The following is a 16,793-nucleotide window of genomic DNA, read 5'->3' as shown; positions in this document are numbered from 1 at the left end:
GGGCTGCTCCTGGGCCGCCCCTTCGGGATTCCCGTGTACGTGACGCCGTCGTGGTTGATCGTGGCGGTGCTGATCACCCTCGTCTACGGGGGGATCGTCGAGGGGCGGCTCGCGCTGGGGCCCGCCTCGTACCTGTTGGCGTTCGTCTTCGCGGTCCTGCTGTACGCCTCCGTCCTGGTGCACGAGCTCGCGCACTCGGTGGTGGCGCGCATGTACGGGCTGCCGGTGCGGCGGATCGTGCTGTACGTGCTGGGCGGGGTCTCCGAGATCGAGCGGGAGGCGCCCACCCCGGGGCGGGAGTTCTGGATCGCGTTCTCGGGTCCGCTGTTCTCCCTGATCCTGGCCGCGGGCGCCTTCGGCCTGTACCAGTTCGCCGACCCGTTCAGCGTGGTGGGCGAGCTGCTGTTCCAGCTGTGGATCGCCAACTTCCTGGTGGGCGTGTTCAACCTGTTGCCCGGGCTGCCCCTGGACGGCGGCCGGCTGCTGCGCGCCGGGGTGTGGAAGGCGACCGGCAGGCAGGTCGCGGGGAGTGTGGCGGCGGCCTGGGGCGGCCGGGGGCTGGCCCTGGTGGTGGTGGCGATCCCGTTCGTCCTGGCGTGGTCGTCCGGCGGGCGGTTGAGCCCGTGGGCGGTGGTGTGGGGCCTGCTCCTGGGCGGGTTCATGTGGATGGGCGCCACCGACGCCCTGCGGGCGGCCCGGGTGCGCGAGCGGGTGCCCGGCCTGAGCGCGCGCGACCTGGCCCGGCCGGCGGTGCGGGTGCCGTCCGACACCCCGCTGGCCGAGGCGCAGGGGAAGGCGCGCGAGGCGGGGGTCGTGGAGATCGTCGTGACCGACGCCGACGGCACCCCGACGTCGATCGTGCACCCGGCCTCGGCCGCGGCTATCGCGGAGGGGCGCCGGGCCCGGGTACCGGTGTCGAGTGTGGCGCGGGCGGTGACGGACTCCTCCCTGGTGCCGGTGGACCTGAGGGGCGAGGAGCTGCTCGACGCGCTGACCGGGCACCAGCTGCCGGAGTACCTGGTGGTGGACGAGGCGGGGGGCGGGGTGTTCGGCGTGCTGCGCGCCGCCGACGTCAACGCGGCGATGTCCGGCCGGGCCTGACGCGGCGGACGGCCACGCCGGCGCCGGGCTGCCGCTGAGCGCTCCCGGGGCAGGCCGCGGCGGCCGGCGGTTCCGATGCGGATCACGGGTACCCCCCGCCGCTCCCCGCCCCCTGACCAGGGGCCCCGATACCGGTCATGAGCGACGTGAGCCGGCGGTCCAGGTCGTCGACGCATCCGGCCCGGGGCCCCCGGTACCCGCGCCTGAACCTCCGCACCCGTCCGATCACCCGTTCGGAGTCGAAGCGCACCCCCGTGGCGAGCGCCTCCCGCGCCAGGCGGAACGCCTCGTCCACGTCGCCGGCCTCGGCGTGCGCCGAGGCCAGCTCGACCTGGAGGACCGCCGCCTGCTTGGCGTTGGCGGCCTTCTGGGCGAGGGCCTCCGCGAAGGCCTCGCGGGCCTCGTGCGGGCTCCGCAGGCGCACCCCGACCAGGGCGCGGTAGCCGGCGACCTTGGCCTGGTCGAAGGCGAACACCCACGGCCAGGGCGGGTCGGTGTTGGTCGTGCGGGCGGCCTCCTTCTCCGCCCTGCCGATGGCGCGGGAGGCGGCGGCCCCGTCGCCGGTGCCCGCGTGCGCGAGGGCGCCCACGCAGGCGAGCCAGGCGCGGGCCGTGGGGTGCGCGGAGGGGCCCAGGACGTGCTCGGCCTCCCGCACCAGTCCCAGGCCCAGTTCGGGGTCCTCCGCCGTGTCGATCTCGAAGGCGGCCAGGGACCCCAGCATGTACACGTCGAGCAGGCGCATCCCGGCCTGGCGGGCCCGGACGACCGCCGTGCGGTAGTGGACCCGGGCCGAGCCCATGTCGCCCAGGTCGGCGTGGAGCCAGGCGGCGAACCCGGCGGCCTCGCTGGCCGCCGCGCTGAGCGCCGGGCGGAAGGGCGTCCCGCGCGAGTGCGCGAGCATCTGCTCGGCCAGCTGCACATGCGTCACGGCGCTGGGCAGCAGGTGGCGGGCGGGGGCGGACGCGTCCATGCGGCGCTGGCCGCCGGTGATGGAGCGCAGCGCGGACGCGGTGGTCTCGTCGACCGGGTGGGGCGCCTGCGAAGGCGGGGGAGCGGCGGGGGCGGCGGTGAGAAGGGCCCCGGCGGCGACCGCCTTCCCGAACTCGCGTCGTCTCGTGGTGTCCACCTCCTTCTGGACGGGTCCGACCGGCGGCGGGGCGCCTCCGAAGCGGAGCAGGTGCAGCGGGACGTCCAGGCGCTGGGCGAGGTCCTGGACCTGGCTGACCGTCAGGGCCTGCTGTCCGTTGACCACCCGGGAGACCCAGCTCTGGGAATAGGCGACCGCGCGGGCGAGGTCTCCCTGGGACCATCCGCGCGCAGTGCGCACGCCTTCGAGAACTGTGGCCATGTCGCAGGTCGCCAGCGCGTTCGCCATGCGGGGCCGCGACCACAGGTCCGGTGGCAGAACACCGTCGGGTTGGGGCATGAGCTTAGATTAGGGATTCCGGCCGCCCTGGGTGGCTATGTGTGAAAAAGAAGGTGCGATGCGTGATCCGCATAGAGACGCCCCGTACCGGGGCCGATGCGGGAGAGTGCAAGAGTCGTTGGTCCCGGCAGGCATCCGGGAGGAAAGGGAGGCACCCCGTGACCGTGGAGACCCCGCCGGCGGGCAGCCCGAGTCTGCGGTGGGAACCCGCCGCGGCTGATCCGGCGGACCGCGTGGACCCCGCCGGTCTGGCCCTGCGGGTCCTGGCCGCCGAACTGCGCTCACACGGCGTGGAGGTGCGCGAGGACGGGGATTCCGGAACGGTCGACGCCGGCCCCAGCGCCCGCCCCCAGCGCGCGCTGCTCAGACCGCACAGGGGCGACCTCTGGTGGTGGATGCGCTGGCCGGCCCAGGTGGATGTGCATCCCGCCCTGTCGGGGGTCCCCATCTCCCCCGCCACCCGGACCTCCGACGCCGCCAGGCGGATCGTGGGCGCCCTGTCCATGACCGTCGGCGACGCCTGAACAGGCGCGGGTCCCCCTCCGCGCCTCCCCGGGCGTGAGCGGTGCCCGCGCCCGGGAGGCGGGCGGGGCCGGGTTCCCCCGAAACCCGGTCTCCCTCCGCGCGGGGTCCTGCCCGGTCCCGCCCGCCCACCCGTTCGACCCCCCCCGTGCGCGGGCCGTCCGCCGCCCGGCCCCCTCCGTCCCGGTGTCCGGCGGGCGGCCCGCGCCTTACCTCCGGCGCACCCGGTCCGTCCGCGTCGTCCCGGCCCCCAGGCGTACGGCGCGGCCGTCCGCCGCACGGAACGCCCCCGGGGTGGTGCTGAACCGGGCCCGGTCGCGGGGGCTGGCCGCCGCGCTCTTCACCGAGGACCTCTTCGCCACCGGCAACGACGACGACAACCGGGCCGCCGTGCTCGGGGCGGCCGCCGAGGACCTGGCCCTGGCGGGGGTGGCGGTCCACGGGCCCAGGGGCGACGTCGACAAGGCGCTCAAGGGGCTGCGCCCGCACCCCTGAGGGGCCCGGTGCGGGAGCCGCCCGGATGTCACCGGGGAGACCGCGGGCCGCCGCCCGGCGTGGACGGGACGGCGGCCGGGGCTCAGACCGTCCCGGGCTCGGCCGCCGCCAGCGCGGCGCCGACGATCCCGGCGGTGTTGCGCAGGGCCGCGGGGACGATGGGGGTGCGGATGTCCACATGGGGGAGGAACTTCTCCGACTTGCGGCTCACCCCGCCGCCGACCACGATCAGGTCCGGCCAGAGCAGGTCCTCGACCACCCGGTAGTAGCGGTGCAGGCGCTGGGTCGCCCACTCGTGGTAGGAGAGGTCCTCGCGCTCCTTGGCGCCGGAGGAGGCCCGCGTCTCCGCGTCGTACCCGTCGATCTCCAGGTGCCCGAACTCGGTGTTGGGCACGAGTTTGCCGTCCACCACCAGGGCGGAGCCGATGCCGGTGCCCAGGGTGGTCATCAGCACCACGCCCGGCACCCCCTTGGCGGCGCCGTAGCGGCTCTCCGCGACCGCCGCGGCGTCGGCGTCGTTGAGGACCCGCACCGGTCGGCCGGTCGCCTCGGTGAACAGGGTCCGCGCGTCGGTGCCCACCCAGCTCTTGGGCAGGTTGGCGGAGGTGCGCACGACCCCGCCCTGCACCACCCCTGGGAAGGTGATGCCCAGCGGCGCCTGCGAGACCTCGGGGAAGTGCGCGGCGATCTTGCCGACGATCTCCGCGATCGCCGCGGGGTCGGCGTGGCGGGGCGTGAGGACCTTCATCCGCTCCCGGAGGAACTCCCCGGCGACCAGGTCGACAGGGGCGCCCTTGATGCCGCTGCCCCCGATGTCGATCCCCAGTGCCGTGTTCGGCTGTGACATGGGTCGTCGCCTCCCGTGTTCCTCGTGTGGTGGATGGGCGTCGTCGCGGTCCCGCGGTGTCGATACTGCCCCGGAGGCGGGGTGTTCGCACGTTCGGCCCCGGCGGGAGCCGCCCGTTTCCGGACTTGTGCCCGGACCGCTACGACCGTCCGTAGTCGGTTCGGGCCGCCTCCGGCCGTTCGCCACGGTATCGGGGGGCCGATACCCTGGGCGACTGCCCTGACTCAACCAATTGCGACGTGGGAAGACGAGAGCGACGTTGACCGGTATCCATGGCCGCCGCGGCCCCTTCACCGACGGCGACACCGTGCAGTTGACCGACCCCAAGGGTCGCATGCACACGATCACCCTGCGCGAAGGCAGCACCTTCCACTCCCACAAGGGCAAGGTCGAACACGACGAGCTCATCGGACAGCCCGACGGCAGTGTGGTCCGCTCCAACACCGGCACGGCCTACGTGGCGCTGCGCCCGCTGCTGATCGACTACACGCTGTCGATGAAGCGCGGGGCGACCATCGTCTACCCCAAGGACGCGGCCCAGGTCCTGGTCGAGGCGGACATCTTCCCGGGGGCCCGGGTGGTCGAGGCGGGCGCCGGATCGGGAGCCATGTCCAACTGGCTGCTGCGCGCCGTCGGTGAGAACGGCATGGTGCACTCCTACGAGCGTCGCGCCGACTTCGCCGAGATCGCCCGCAAGAACGTGGAGAGGTTCTACGGCGGCCCGCACCCGGCGTGGAAGCTCACCGTCGGCGACCTGGTGGAGGAGCTCGACGAGACCGACGTGGACCGCGTCTTCCTCGACATGCTCGCCCCCTGGGAGTGCCTGGACGCGGTCGCCGGGGCGCTGATCCCCGGCGGACTGCTCTGCTGCTACGTCGCCACCACCACGCAGCTGTCGCGCGTGGTCGAGGGGCTGCGCGAGGACGACCGCTTCTACGAGCCGCGCTCGTGGGAGACCATGCTCCGCACCTGGCACGTGGAGGGGCTGGCGGTGCGCCCGGACCACCGCATGATCGGGCACACCGGGTTCCTGGTGGTGGCCCGCCGCCTCGCCGACGGGGCCGAGGCCCCCGAGCGCCGCCGCCGGCCGGCCAAGGGCGCCTACGGCAAGGACTTCACCGCGGCCCGCGAGCAGGACGGCCGCGGTCCGGCGCAGACGGCTCCCGGTACGGCGCCCGCCGTGGGCGGGGACGCCCCCGCCGAGGCCGGGGTCCCGCAGGCCCCGGAGACCCCCGACGCGGGCCCGGAGGAGCCGGGCACCGCCGGGGAGTAGCGGGAGCGCCCGCCACGCCCCCGAGTCCCACCGCACCGCGCGAGGCCCGTCCGGAACACCCGGGCGGGCCTCGCGCGTGTCCGGGGCCGCGGCCCCGCCCCTGCGGCCGACCCCCGTCCGAGGTCCTCCGGGGGGAGACCTTCCTTGCCCGGGCCCGGCACGGAGGTTACTTTCTGATTACGTCGGGTCATCCGCTATCACTGTGACCTGGTGTAACGCAAGAGTTCAAAATGAGTCCTACGACACTCCCCACGGCAGACAGGTTAGGAAATGGGCAGGGGTAGGTAGGCTCCGAGTAGTCATACTTCTCCTAGGGAGGTGGCGGACGTGGCCGAGCGCGACGACGAGCGTCAGAGCGACCGGGACCGTGAAGTCGCTGAACTCACGGCTCAGGTCTCCTACATGGAAAAGGAACTCAGCGTGGTTCGGCGCAAGCTCGCCGACTCGCCCCGACATGTACGCCTGCTGGAGGAGCGGCTGAGGGAGGCCCAGGCCAACCTCGCCGCTGCCAACGGCCAGAACGAACGGATCGTCTCCACGCTGAAGGAGGCGCGCGAGCAGATCGTGGCGCTGAAGGAGGAGGTCGACCGGCTGGCGCAGCCGCCGTCCGGATTCGGCGTCTACCTCGGTTCACGTGACGACGAGACCGTCGAGATCTTCACCAACGGCCGCAAGATGCGTGTCAACGTCAGTCCCTCGGTGGACCTCGAGAGCCTGCGCCCCGGCCAGGAGGTCATGCTCAACGAGGCCTTCAACGTCGTCGAGGTCGAGTCCTTCGAGACCGTCGGCGAGGTCGTCATGCTCAAGGAGCTCCTCGAGGACGGCGAACGCGCCCTGGTGATCTCCCACCACGACGAGGAGCGGATCGTCCGCCTGGCCGAACCGCTGCGCGACGAGCCGATCCGCCCCGGCGACTCCCTGCTGCTGGAGCCGCGTTCGGGCTACGTGTACGAGCGGATCCCCAAGTCGGAGGTCGAGGAGCTCATCCTCGAAGAGGTCCCCGACATCGCCTACACCGACATCGGCGGCCTGTCCGGGCAGATCGAGATGATCCGCGACGCCGTCGAGCTGCCCTACCTCTACAAGGAGCTGTTCTACGAGCACAAGCTGCGCCCGCCCAAGGGCGTCCTCCTGTACGGCCCTCCAGGCTGCGGCAAGACGCTCATCGCCAAGGCGGTCGCCAACTCGCTGGCCAAACAGGTCGCCGAGCGCACCGGCCGCGACGTCGGCAAGAGCTTCTTCCTCAACATCAAGGGCCCGGAGCTGCTGAACAAGTACGTGGGCGAGACCGAGCGGCACATCCGCCTGGTCTTCCAACGTGCCCGTGAGAAAGCCTCCGAGGGCACCCCCGTCATCGTCTTCTTCGACGAGATGGACTCGATCTTCCGGACCCGCGGATCGGGTGTGTCCTCCGACGTGGAGAACACGATCGTCCCGCAGCTCCTCAGCGAGATCGACGGCGTCGAGGGCCTGGAGAACGTCATCGTCATCGGCGCCTCCAACCGCGAGGACATGATCGACCCGGCGATCCTGCGGCCCGGCCGCCTGGACGTCAAGATCAAGATCGAGCGGCCCGACGCCGAGGCGGCCCGCGACATCTTCGGCAAGTACATCACCGAGGACCTGCCGCTGCACGAGGAGGACCTCGTCGAGCACGGCGGATCGACCAAGGCCACGGTGGACGCCATGATCCAGCGGGTCGTGGAGCGGATGTACACCGAGGGCGAGGAGAACCGCTTCCTGGAGGTCACCTACGCCAACGGTGACAAGGAGGTCCTGTACTTCAAGGACTTCAACTCCGGCGCGATGATCGAGAACATCGTCTCCAGGGCCAAGAAGATGGCCATCAAGGACTTCATCGACCAGCAGTCCAGGGGCATCCGGGTGTCGCACCTGCTGCAGGCCTGCGTCGACGAGTTCAGCGAGAACGAGGACCTGCCCAACACCACCAACCCCGACGACTGGGCGCGGATCTCCGGCAAGAAGGGCGAGCGCATCGTCTACATCCGGACCCTCGTGACCGGCAAGAAGGGCGCGGACGCGGGCCGCTCCATCGACACCGTCGCCAACACGGGCCAGTACCTGTAACAACGCGCCTGCCACGCGCTCGGAGGGGGCCGACCGGATGTTCCGGTCGGCCCCCTTTCGCGTCGGTTGTCGCCGGGCCCCGTGATGGCGGGGTGATGGCTGTTCAGCCGAGTGAGGGCGCGAACACGCCGTCGAGCCGGTGCTCGATCAGCTCCACGGCCTGCTCGGGACTGTGCTGACCGAGCAGGACGCTGGTCTGCAGGCCGATGGCGCCCGCCACCAGGAACGCGCTCTCGGCCTCGGTGTCGACCTCCGGCGGCACCTCGCCGGACTGCCGGCCCTGGTCGAGCAGACCGGACACGAGGTCCTCCAGGGCGCGTGGTGAGTCGCGGGCCGCGGAGGCCAGGGCGGGATCGGTGACGAAGGGGATGAAGTAGGCGGCGTACACCAGGTGCCGGGTGCGGCGCTCCTCGTCCAGCGGGAGCAGCTCCCACAGCACCCCGCGCACGAGCGCGCGCATGCCGGGGGCCTCGCCCAGCTCGGCCAGGCGTTGCCCGGCCCGCTGCTCGGCGTCGGCGTTGAGGATCTCCAGCGCTCCCAGCAGCAGGCGGTCGCGGGTGCCGAAGTAGTACTGCAGCAGCCGGGCGGAGACCTCGGCCTCGGTGGCGACCTGGCGCAGGGTGACGTGTTCGAGTCCGCCCCTTGTGGCCAGGCGCCACACCGCCTGGGCGATCTGGCGACGGCGCAGGTCGTGGTCCACCTGTCGGGGCATGGCGGTTCTCCTCGGAGTCGCGTGCGGCGGACGCATTTTCGTGGTGCGATCGTACCAAAGCCGTGTTATGGTTCGATCGAACCATAAAGAGACGTGCGTCGGAGGCCCCGGTCCCGGTTCCGCGCGTGCCAGAGGGAGGGCGAACGATGGTGTATGTGGCGTGCCTGGTCGTGGGGCTGGTGATGCTGGTTCTGGGGGTGCAGGGAGGTATCCGGCTGCTGGCCGACCACGGTGAGGCCGGAATTCTCCACCAGGTGCCAGGGGGGTTCGGGGTGTGGCTCGCCTGCTACGCGGCGATGGCGGTTCTCGGCCTCGTCCTGGCCGGTTGGGGCTCGGGAAGGGCCAGGCGGTCCGGGCGCGCCAGGTGAGCGGTCGCCGTGCGCCGCGGCCCACGGCACCTCGCCCCCGGCCGACCGATCGGACGGAACGGTCTTCCTCCACCATTTCCCGAGCGGTACTTTGCGTGCATGAGCGAACAGAAGAAGCCCTCCGCCGTGGAGAACACGCTCGGGGAGACCGGCCCCGGGGCCCACCTCACCCGGCTCGGCCACATCGGCGCCCCTGCGGAGGGCGGGACGGTCCGCAACACCATCGGCAAGGTTTCCGGGAACGCGAAGGTGGTCCAGGCGGGGGACATCGTGGGCGACCTCCACCTGTGATCCGCCCCGGCTCGACGGAGGAGAACGACCTCGCCCCGACACCGCCCGGCGAACCCGCGTGTGACGCTCCACAACGCGCACGGGCGGCCCTGGAAGACCTTTCCAGGGCCGCCATCGCGTTCACGTGATGTGCGCATAGGCGAGCCGTAGACGCTGGCACGGCTCGGCCGAAGAGTTCGGTGGTGACGTGAGGGGGTGAGTTGTTCGGAACACCCTTCTCGCAGGGAGATCCGCGCTCAGCGGTGGCGGGCGGTGGCCAGGCCGGTGTGGGTGGCGCAGCAGGTGAGGACGTCGGTCCGGAGCCCGAGCCGGCGGTCCGGGGAGCGCGGTCCATGGTCTGCGCCGCTCCCGCAGCGCAGCACGGGACACCCCTGACCCCCGGCACGGGAGAGCCCTTCCGGCGCGGTCGTCGGAAGGGCCCGTCCGTCTTCGGTCACCGACCGGGTCAGTGTGCTCCGCTGATCGTGCTCGAGGAACCCGCCCCGTGCTTGCCCGCGTGCGTACAGGACTTCGAGTACCAGGACTTGCCGTCCTTTGCCTTGGACTGCACTTCGCAGTGGTGGGCGCCCTTGGGCCCGGCCGAGCTGGACTCCGACCCGTAGTAGGCGTCGGCCATCGACACCGCAGGGGCTCCGAAGGCCAGAGCGGGAGCGATGGCGGCGATGAGTGCGAAGCGGCGCAGGGTCTTCTTCGGCATGCTGGCTGTGTCCTCTCACGGAAGGTCCGGCTCGGCGCCGGACCCGCTCAGGCCCTTCCCCCGCGGCCACGTCGACGTGGCGGGGTCCCGGACCTCGTCCAGGTCCCACACTGCGGTCCGGGCACACCAACAAAGAACCCCAGCTGTTCCCATATACGCCCAAACCGCTCGTGGAGCACCCGGTCGTCTGGAGCCGAGGCCGCTCCTTGCACTCGTCCGGTCGGCTGAGACGGCGAGGTGCGGACAGCATCGTTTCGCCGCTGAGCGGACGGACCGGCCGAGCGGAGGCGCCGGGTGACCCGGGGTCGTTTTCCGTGGGTCGGGGCTGGGCGGATGTGTCCGCCACCCGGTGCCGGGCCGGATACACCACGCGGAGGGTAGGGACGACGTCCGGAGGAGCAAGGGCGGGCCAAGACATGGCCACAACTACTTTAAGTTAGCATTTGAATACTCAGGGTTGCCAATTGGTTGGTGTGGATATTTATTGCGTGGGGCCGGACACCGACTCCGACCCCCGCACACGGTTCCTGTGACATGTCACCCCACGGGTGGCCTGCCAGGCCCTACCGAGAGGACACACCCTTGGACCGCAAGACCGTGACCCGCCTTGCCTTCGCCGCTGTCGTCGCGCCCGCTCTCGCCTTCGGCGCTCCGACCGCGGCCGTGGCCGACTCCTTCTTCGCGACCGGCCACACCGAGGCCGGTCTCCACGGCGCCTCGCAGAGCGCTGTCGTCGCCTTCGCCACGGACGGCCGCCACGAGAACGGCGAGGGCGGCCACGAAGGCGGCAAGAGCGGCAGCTTCTACATCGAGAAGCACAGCGAGGCCGGTCCCAAGGGCGCCTCCGAGGGCGGCGCCGTCAGCGCCGTCGGCTAGGACGCTCCAGGGGAGCCCGCGGTGACACACCCGCGGGCTCATGAGGACCACAGCCCACAGCCCGAATACGGGTGAGCCCTGGCGCGGTGGTGGTTCCCCCACCGGACCAGGGCCGTTTCCACCTCTGAACACGATAGGCATGATCGATGGTTCTCTCATACCGTGCCCTGGCCGTGACGGTCCTGGCACTCGGCCTCACCCTGGGCGCGCCTGCGGTGGCCTCGGCCGACGCCCGCTTCCAGAGCCTGGACCATTTTTCCGGGCCGGAAGGGGCCGGCATCACGATGATCCGCAGCGTGGCCGCCGACGACGGAACGGTCGTCTACGAGATGGTGACCTACTTCGCGGGTCCGCACGGCGCCGGGATGAGCCGCACCTTCAGCTCCGCGAACTGACGTCGAGCACGAAGCCCGGTCCCCCGCGGCCACGACGTGGCCGCGGGGGACCGGGCGTGAGGGAACAGGGCTTCCCCTGCCCCGGCCACGAACGCGGGAAGGCTACGGCACCTCTCTCTGCGCGAGAACGCGGCCAGGAGGCAGTCCTGCCCGCCGAGGCAGGGCCCTGACAGCCCGGAGCCGGCGCCGACCTTTCCGGACACGAAGCGGGCTCACCCCCCGGTCGTCCGGGCGTGCGCGACCCCGCCGCCCCGATCGCAGGGGCCGGTCCGCCGCGACGGGACCGCCGGTCGTGCCGGCTTCCGTCACGGCGGACCCGTCTGACGCCCGGTCACCAGGTGAGGGATGTGGTCCACGACTCGCCGTCGGCGGCCACGTAGCAGAAGGCCTCCTGGATCCCGTAGTCCCACGATTCCTCGTTCGGGGCGATGTAGCCGACGAAGTACGTGTCCGGCATGCGCGCGGGGTCCAGGGCGCTTTCGCTCATGGGGCTGCACGTGGCGTCGATGTCGGCGGTGAAGGCCGCCTCCCCGGGCCAGTCGCTCCCTGAGGGGGAGTAGGAGCCGATCACCTGGGCGTTGTGCGGCTCGTCGCAGGAGGTGAGCTCGACCTCGTAGAACTCGGCGGTCGCCGGGTCGATGAAGCAGTCGCCGGTCTCCAGCGTGCACACCGTGGCGTATCCGGGCGAGGGCTCGCACAGGTCGACGGGGGAGGGGCCCTCTCCCTCGCCGGAGGCGGAGGGGAGCGTGCCCGGGATGGACAGGTCCGTGTCCTCCGAGGCGTAGGAACCGGAGTCCGCCTGCGCGACGATGACGGCCGCGGCCGTCCACCCGAGGCCCCACATGCCTGCTGCCAGGAGCCCGACCAGGGAGAAGACGACGCTGATCGCCTTGGCGGCCGCGAACCCGCTTCCGGCTGCCGGGACGAAGGGGGCCGACGCCTCGGCGAGCGGAGGTGTGAACGGCGGACCCGCCGCACCGGGCGTGGGCGCCGGTTGCGGGTACACGCCCGCGTGGAATTCCGCCTGGCCTGCGAACCGGTCCGGCGTGATCGGCGCGGCCGGGTCTGCCCCGGGGGGAGTGGCCGAACCCGAGGGGTCGGTCTGGCTCACCGACCGGTCCGGCGTGAACGGAGCGGCGGGGTCCGTGCCCGAGGGCGCCTCGGCGCCGGAAGGCCCCGCCTCGCCCACGCGCCCGTCGGGTGCGCCGGCCGCCGGGTCGGCGGCGGGTCCGGACGGCCAGGCGGGCTCGGTCGGAGGGGGAGTGCTGTTCGCCGCGGCCCCGGCGTCCTTGCCGGTCGGGCCCGCGGGGCCGGTCATCGCTTCCCGGGGCCCCGCCGCGGACGGTCCTCCGGCGGCGGACGCGCCGCCACCGGCCTGGTCGGCGCCCGGGATCTGGGCCTGGGACGGCGACCGGAGCACCCGGGTGAGGGCCAGGAGCCCGAAGACGATGGCGAAGGGGATGGGCAGGACGAGGAAGCCCAGCAGGCCCAGGACGAGCGCGGCGATGGAGAAGCCGCTGATCTTCCGCTCGTGGACGGTGTTGTGCACCGTGTGGTGGACGTTGTGGTGCGTGTTGCTGGTGTTGTCGCCCATGTGGATCGGGCCCTGATGGTCACCGCCCACGCTCACGTTGTGGTGGCCCGTCACCGTGAAGGAGGACACCCGTATGTTCATCATGGCGGCCACCTCCCTGGTCAGACCCGGGTCCTCCTGCAGGGCCTGCCTGATCCGGCCGTGGAGTTCCCCTGCTGCGCCGGGGTCCTCCGGCGCAGCGGCGAGCCCTCTGACCGCGTCCTCGACCTGGGGTGCGGTCCTCCCGCGCCTGAGCACGGCGGCCAGCACCCGCTGGCCGAGCCGCACGGTGCCGCTCGCCGCCGCGTCCTCGGTCTGTGTCAGCACCGCCTGCCCGTAGGCGCTGATCGCGCCTTTCACATAGGGAAACACCTGGGAGGCGAGTGTTTCGGGATCCATCGAAGGCGCTCCTCCTCGGTTCCGGCGGCATGCGTCGCGATGACGCGAGGGGGCCGGCCGGTGGGGGCCACCACTATAACGACGCGGTGCGCGCGCACAAGGAGGAATGCGACAACGGTTTACCGGGTTCGTGGAAAACGGTCGTTCCACAGCCCTCGGAACAGGAAAAGGAACGGTCTGAAATCGTAGAACGCCCTCGGAGTCGGTGGTTGCGCGTCCATGTCCGGAAGTGGACACGGTTTTTCGAAACCGCTCGGGAGTCTGCCGCTCCACCGGCCTCCTCGCGAACCTGACGAAGGTCCCGAACAGGAAAAACCTGGGAGACGGCGAGGAGTCCGCGTTTGTTTATGGGGCTGGAGAGGCGAAGTTCGTGCGCTTTCTGGTTTTGGGCAAAAGGTCGGATTCGGGGTGATTTAGGGTGAATGTAGAAGCTGCTGCGGGCCATGGCGGGGAGGCGCCCCAGCGGCCCGGTTCCGGACTCGGGGCCGCGGCGGACCGTCACCGTGCGGGCGGTTCCCGCGTACACGGGAACCGCCCCTCGTACGGTCCGGGAACGGGCTCAGTCGCCGGCCAGGGGGTCGTAGGCCTCGCCGGTCACCGGGTTGGTGGCCAGACCCGTCGCGGGGTCGTAGTCCACGTCCATGCCCAGCTCGGGGTCGTGGTACAGCCCGGTGTCCGGGTTGCGCGGCAGACCCACCTCGGGGTCGACCTCCCAGCCGGTGACGGGGTCCACGGTCGGCGCGGGAGCCTCGGAGGGCTGGGCCGAGGGCTCCGCCGTCGGCGCGGCGGAGGGCGCGGGCTCCTCCTCCTGCCGCTCCTCCTCCTGCTCCACCGCCACGACGTCGCTCCTGGCCGCCTGCGACTCCGCGCCGCCCTCGGGGTCGAGCACGCCCCAGCTCACCAGGGCCAGGATGAGGATGCCCAGGCCCACGCGGTAGTAGACGAACGGCATGAAGCTGTGCGTGGAGATGAAGCGCATCAGCCAGGCGATCACCACGAACCCGACCACGCCGGCGACGAGGGTTCCCACGATCGTGGCCCCCCACCCCGCGTACTCGTTCCCGCCGATGTCGGTCAGCTTGTACAGGCCGGAGCCGAACACGGCGGGCAGCGCGAGCAGGAAGGAGTACTCGGCCGCGTCCTTGCGCGTGAACCCGAGCAGCATCCCGCCGGTGACGGTGCCGCCAGACCGGGACACGCCCGGGATGAGGGAGAGGGCCTGGAAGAGGCCGAAGACCAGGCCGCGTGAGGCCGTGAGGTCCTCGATCCCCCGGTGCTTGCGCGTGTACCGGTCGACGATGCCGAGGATCACGCCGAAGACGATGAGGGTCAGCGCGATCAGGCGCAGGTCGCGGAAGACGCTGTCGATCTGCTCCTCCAGGAGCAGGCCCAGGACCACGATCGGCAGGGAGCCGAGGATGACGTACCAGCCCAGGCGCGCGTGGATGTCGCCGCGCAGCTCGCGGTCGAACAGCGACCTGGTCCAGGTGGAGAGGATGGCCCAGATCCGCTGCCGGAAGTAGATCAGGACCGCCAGCTCGGTGCCGAGCTGGCTGACGGCGGTGAAGGCGGCCCCGGGGTCGGGCCAGCCGAAGAACGCGGACATCACGCGCAGGTGTCCGCTGGAGGAGACGGGCAGGAACTCGGTCAGCCCCTGGACCAGGCCGAGGACGATGGCTTCGAAGAGGGACACGGCGGGAACTGCTCCAGGCTGCTTCGGGCGCCCCTGGGGAGGGCGGGGTGGCGGGTGAGCGGCGGGGGATGCTCCGGGAAGCCGGCCGAGGGCGGCGGGGCCCACAGCGTCCGTTCCCGGTCGGATCGGCGCCGCGTTCGGCGGGGCGGGCACGGCGGCCCGCTCCCGGGAGGTCCGAGCGTACGCGGAGCCGCCACCGGAATTCCCGGCGGGTCGGCCGCGACGCAGGCGAGGTGGCGCGGGGTGAGGCGACGGCCGTCCGACGAGAGGCGTCCGAGGCGTGACTCAACGTCACACCATAGCTGCGTCGGGTAGCGGTTCGCGACTCGGGGCGGGGCCGACGGCGCAGGGGCCGAACGCGGCAGGGTTCTTGTCCGGAAGCGGCCAGGGTTTCCCTCCGTACGGGTCACCACCGTGAAACGCCTGTTCCGGGGGTGCGCGTCTTCCCGGTCCCGCGCTCCGTGCGGGCCGGGCGAGGCGTGATCCCCTGCCGCCGGCGCCTGCTCCGCCCCTGCCGTACCCGGTCCCCGTTGCCGCGGACGGGGGCGGGTTCTGGGGCGCCCGAGCGGAATGAACAGCGGCTTTTCGCCCATACCCGACCCCGTGCGGGCCTCCCGGAGAGGGCCCCTAGCGTGAGTGCCACGGACGGACAGCACCAGGGGAGAGAGCCATGGACGTCGTCATCATCGGAGCCGGAGTCGGCGGGCTGGCGGCGGCCGTCGGCCTCAGGCGCAGGGGACACGACGTACGGGTCTTCGAGCGGGGCGAGGTACTGCGCACCGGCGGAGCGGCCCTGGCGCTGTGGTCCAACGGCACGGCGGCCCTGGGCGGGCTGGGCATCGACCCGACCGGGCTGGGGCGCCCCACCGAGGTCATCATCGGATCCACGCACACCGGCGCCGAGCTGTACCGGATCGACCTGCGGTCCGTCTCCGCGCGCCTCGGGTGGCCCAACCTGTGCCTCCCGCGCCGCGAGCTGCTGGACCGGCTGGCGTCGCAACTCCCGGACGGCGTCGTCCGCTTCGGTCCGGCGTGCACCGGTGTGCGACAGGACGCCGACGGCGTGACGGCGCTGTTCGAGGACGGCACCACCGCCCGCGCCGACGCCGTGATCGGCGCGGACGGCGTCCACTCGGCGGTCCGTGCCTGCCTGCGCCCCGGCGACGTGCCCCGCCCGCGCGGCTACGCCAGCTGGCAGGGCCTGACCCCGCTGCCGGTTCCGCTCGCCGAGAGCACCACCTCGCGCTGGCTGACCGGACCCGGGGGGACGTGCGGCATCATCCCCACCGGCGGCGGGATGGTGCAGTGGTGGTTCGACCTCCCCTGGGCCCCCGGGGACCCCGAGCCCGCCTCGCCCGCGGAGGTGCTGCGGGAGCGCTTCGGGGCATGGACCGATCCGGACGTCCGCGCGGTGCTGGCCCACGCGAAGGACGAGGACGTCACCAGCTTCCCCCACGTGCAGACCCCGGTCCCGAAGACCTGGGGCAGCGGGCGGATCACCCTCCTGGGCGACGCCGTGCACGCCTTTCCCCCCTCGACCGCGCAGGGGGCGAACCAGGCGCTGGAGGACGCCCTGGTGCTGAGCGCCGCGCTGGACGGCGTCCCGGGGGCCGACGCGGCCCCGGCCCTGCGCCGGTACGAGCGGGTGCGCGGCCCGCGGGCCGCTCGGGCCTCCTGGGTCTCCGGTCACCAGCCGACCCAGCGTATGAGGGGGACGAGGCCGGTACCGCTCTCCCCGGCCGCGATGGGCGGACTGCTGGAGGGGTATCTGAAGCTGGTCAGCAACGCCCTGCGGAACGCTCCGCGAGGACCGCAGGCCCGGGGCTGACCGCAGGCCGGGCGGCGGGGAGGAAAGGCGGGAACGGGACCGGGCACCGGAGGGCGGTTCCGCCGTCTCCACCGCCGCCGGAGAAAAAAGAACGGATGGCGCAAACGCCTCCGATTTTCCCCACTGGTGTTCCGGGATCCGTTGCGACCTGCGATGACAACGGATCCGACGCTTGCGGCGAAACGCCCGGGAAGACGGCGCTTGGGCCA

General features: G+C 72.2%; 16 protein-coding genes. 10 read left to right on the top strand and 6 right to left on the bottom strand.

Annotated features, from left to right (window positions below):
* Positions 1–3 precede the first annotated feature (3 nt).
* On the top strand, positions 4–1,101 hold the full coding sequence (locus OUQ99_RS20160; RefSeq protein WP_431061533.1) for a site-2 protease family protein: 1,098 nt from the start codon (positions 4–6) through the stop codon (positions 1,099–1,101).
* Positions 1,102–1,183: 82 nt separating this feature from the next.
* On the opposite strand, the gene OUQ99_RS20155 is transcribed toward OUQ99_RS20160, so the two are convergent.
* A complete protein-coding gene (locus OUQ99_RS20155) occupies positions 1,184–2,476 on the bottom strand; it encodes a helix-turn-helix domain-containing protein (RefSeq protein WP_267950429.1) in 1,293 nt (430 codons plus the stop codon).
* Positions 2,477–2,685: 209 nt separating this feature from the next.
* On the opposite strand from OUQ99_RS20155, the gene OUQ99_RS20150 reads away from it, so the two are divergent.
* A complete protein-coding gene (locus OUQ99_RS20150; protein ID WP_267945342.1) occupies positions 2,686–3,051 on the top strand; it encodes a hypothetical protein in 366 nt (121 codons plus the stop codon).
* Between the two features lie 292 nt (positions 3,052–3,343).
* The gene (locus OUQ99_RS20145; protein WP_267945341.1) at positions 3,344–3,544 is read left to right on the top strand and encodes a DUF2000 family protein; all 201 of its coding nucleotides are present in this window, start codon (positions 3,344–3,346) and stop codon (positions 3,542–3,544) included.
* Between the two features lie 82 nt (positions 3,545–3,626).
* Here OUQ99_RS20145 and ppgK read toward each other — a convergent pair whose 3' ends face one another.
* Entirely contained in the window at positions 3,627–4,391 is a 765-nt protein-coding gene (gene ppgK, locus OUQ99_RS20140; RefSeq protein WP_267945340.1) for a polyphosphate--glucose phosphotransferase, read from the bottom strand.
* A gap of 259 nt (positions 4,392–4,650) precedes the next feature.
* Here ppgK and OUQ99_RS20135 point away from each other — a divergent pair, with 259 nt between their 5' ends.
* Positions 4,651–5,664, top strand: a complete 1,014-nt coding sequence (locus OUQ99_RS20135) for a tRNA (adenine-N1)-methyltransferase (protein ID WP_267945339.1) — start codon at positions 4,651–4,653, stop codon at positions 5,662–5,664.
* Between the two features lie 318 nt (positions 5,665–5,982).
* Positions 5,983–7,752 (top strand): proteasome ATPase, encoded by a 1,770-nt coding sequence (gene arc, locus OUQ99_RS20130; RefSeq protein ID WP_267945338.1) that lies wholly within the window; start codon positions 5,983–5,985, stop codon positions 7,750–7,752.
* A gap of 103 nt (positions 7,753–7,855) precedes the next feature.
* Here the strand turns inward: arc and OUQ99_RS20125 are convergent, their stop codons facing one another.
* The gene (locus OUQ99_RS20125; RefSeq protein ID WP_267945337.1) at positions 7,856–8,464 is read right to left on the bottom strand and encodes a TetR/AcrR family transcriptional regulator; all 609 of its coding nucleotides are present in this window, start codon (positions 8,462–8,464) and stop codon (positions 7,856–7,858) included.
* Positions 8,465–8,610: 146 nt separating this feature from the next.
* On the opposite strand from OUQ99_RS20125, the gene OUQ99_RS20120 reads away from it, so the two are divergent.
* The gene (locus OUQ99_RS20120; RefSeq protein ID WP_267945336.1) at positions 8,611–8,832 is read left to right on the top strand and encodes a hypothetical protein; all 222 of its coding nucleotides are present in this window, start codon (positions 8,611–8,613) and stop codon (positions 8,830–8,832) included.
* A 99-nt stretch (positions 8,833–8,931) separates the two neighbouring features.
* Positions 8,932–9,123 (top strand): hypothetical protein, encoded by a 192-nt coding sequence (locus OUQ99_RS20115; protein ID WP_267945335.1) that lies wholly within the window; start codon positions 8,932–8,934, stop codon positions 9,121–9,123.
* A 445-nt stretch (positions 9,124–9,568) separates the two neighbouring features.
* On the opposite strand, the gene OUQ99_RS20110 is transcribed toward OUQ99_RS20115, so the two are convergent.
* Positions 9,569–9,820, bottom strand: a complete 252-nt coding sequence (locus OUQ99_RS20110; protein WP_267945334.1) for a hypothetical protein — start codon at positions 9,818–9,820, stop codon at positions 9,569–9,571.
* A gap of 582 nt (positions 9,821–10,402) precedes the next feature.
* Between OUQ99_RS20110 and OUQ99_RS20105 the strand changes: the two genes are divergently transcribed.
* Together OUQ99_RS20105 and OUQ99_RS20100 are read left to right on the top strand one after the other, a co-directional pair.
* The gene (locus OUQ99_RS20105) at positions 10,403–10,696 is read left to right on the top strand and encodes a hypothetical protein (protein ID WP_267945333.1); all 294 of its coding nucleotides are present in this window, start codon (positions 10,403–10,405) and stop codon (positions 10,694–10,696) included.
* Between the two features lie 146 nt (positions 10,697–10,842).
* Positions 10,843–11,091: a hypothetical protein gene (locus tag OUQ99_RS20100; protein WP_267945332.1), complete on the top strand. Its 249-nt coding sequence runs from the start codon at positions 10,843–10,845 to the stop codon at positions 11,089–11,091.
* A 331-nt stretch (positions 11,092–11,422) separates the two neighbouring features.
* Here OUQ99_RS20100 and OUQ99_RS20095 read toward each other — a convergent pair whose 3' ends face one another.
* Together OUQ99_RS20095 and OUQ99_RS20090 are read right to left on the bottom strand one after the other, a co-directional pair.
* Entirely contained in the window at positions 11,423–13,063 is a 1,641-nt protein-coding gene (locus OUQ99_RS20095) for a septum formation family protein (protein WP_267945331.1), read from the bottom strand.
* A 559-nt stretch (positions 13,064–13,622) separates the two neighbouring features.
* On the bottom strand, positions 13,623–14,756 hold the full coding sequence (locus OUQ99_RS20090) for an undecaprenyl-diphosphate phosphatase (protein ID WP_267945330.1): 1,134 nt from the start codon (positions 14,754–14,756) through the stop codon (positions 13,623–13,625).
* A gap of 670 nt (positions 14,757–15,426) precedes the next feature.
* On the opposite strand from OUQ99_RS20090, the gene OUQ99_RS20085 reads away from it, so the two are divergent.
* Positions 15,427–16,584, top strand: a complete 1,158-nt coding sequence (locus OUQ99_RS20085) for an FAD-dependent oxidoreductase (protein WP_267945329.1) — start codon at positions 15,427–15,429, stop codon at positions 16,582–16,584.
* Positions 16,585–16,793: the final 209 nt, after the last annotated feature.

It is taken from the genome of Streptomonospora nanhaiensis, assembly GCF_026642255.1.
Lineage (GTDB): Bacteria > Actinomycetota > Actinomycetes > Streptosporangiales > Streptosporangiaceae > Nocardiopsis > Nocardiopsis tropica.
The sequence above is the reverse complement of the archived record's forward strand: the minus strand, read 5'-3'. Positions and strand labels throughout refer to the sequence as shown.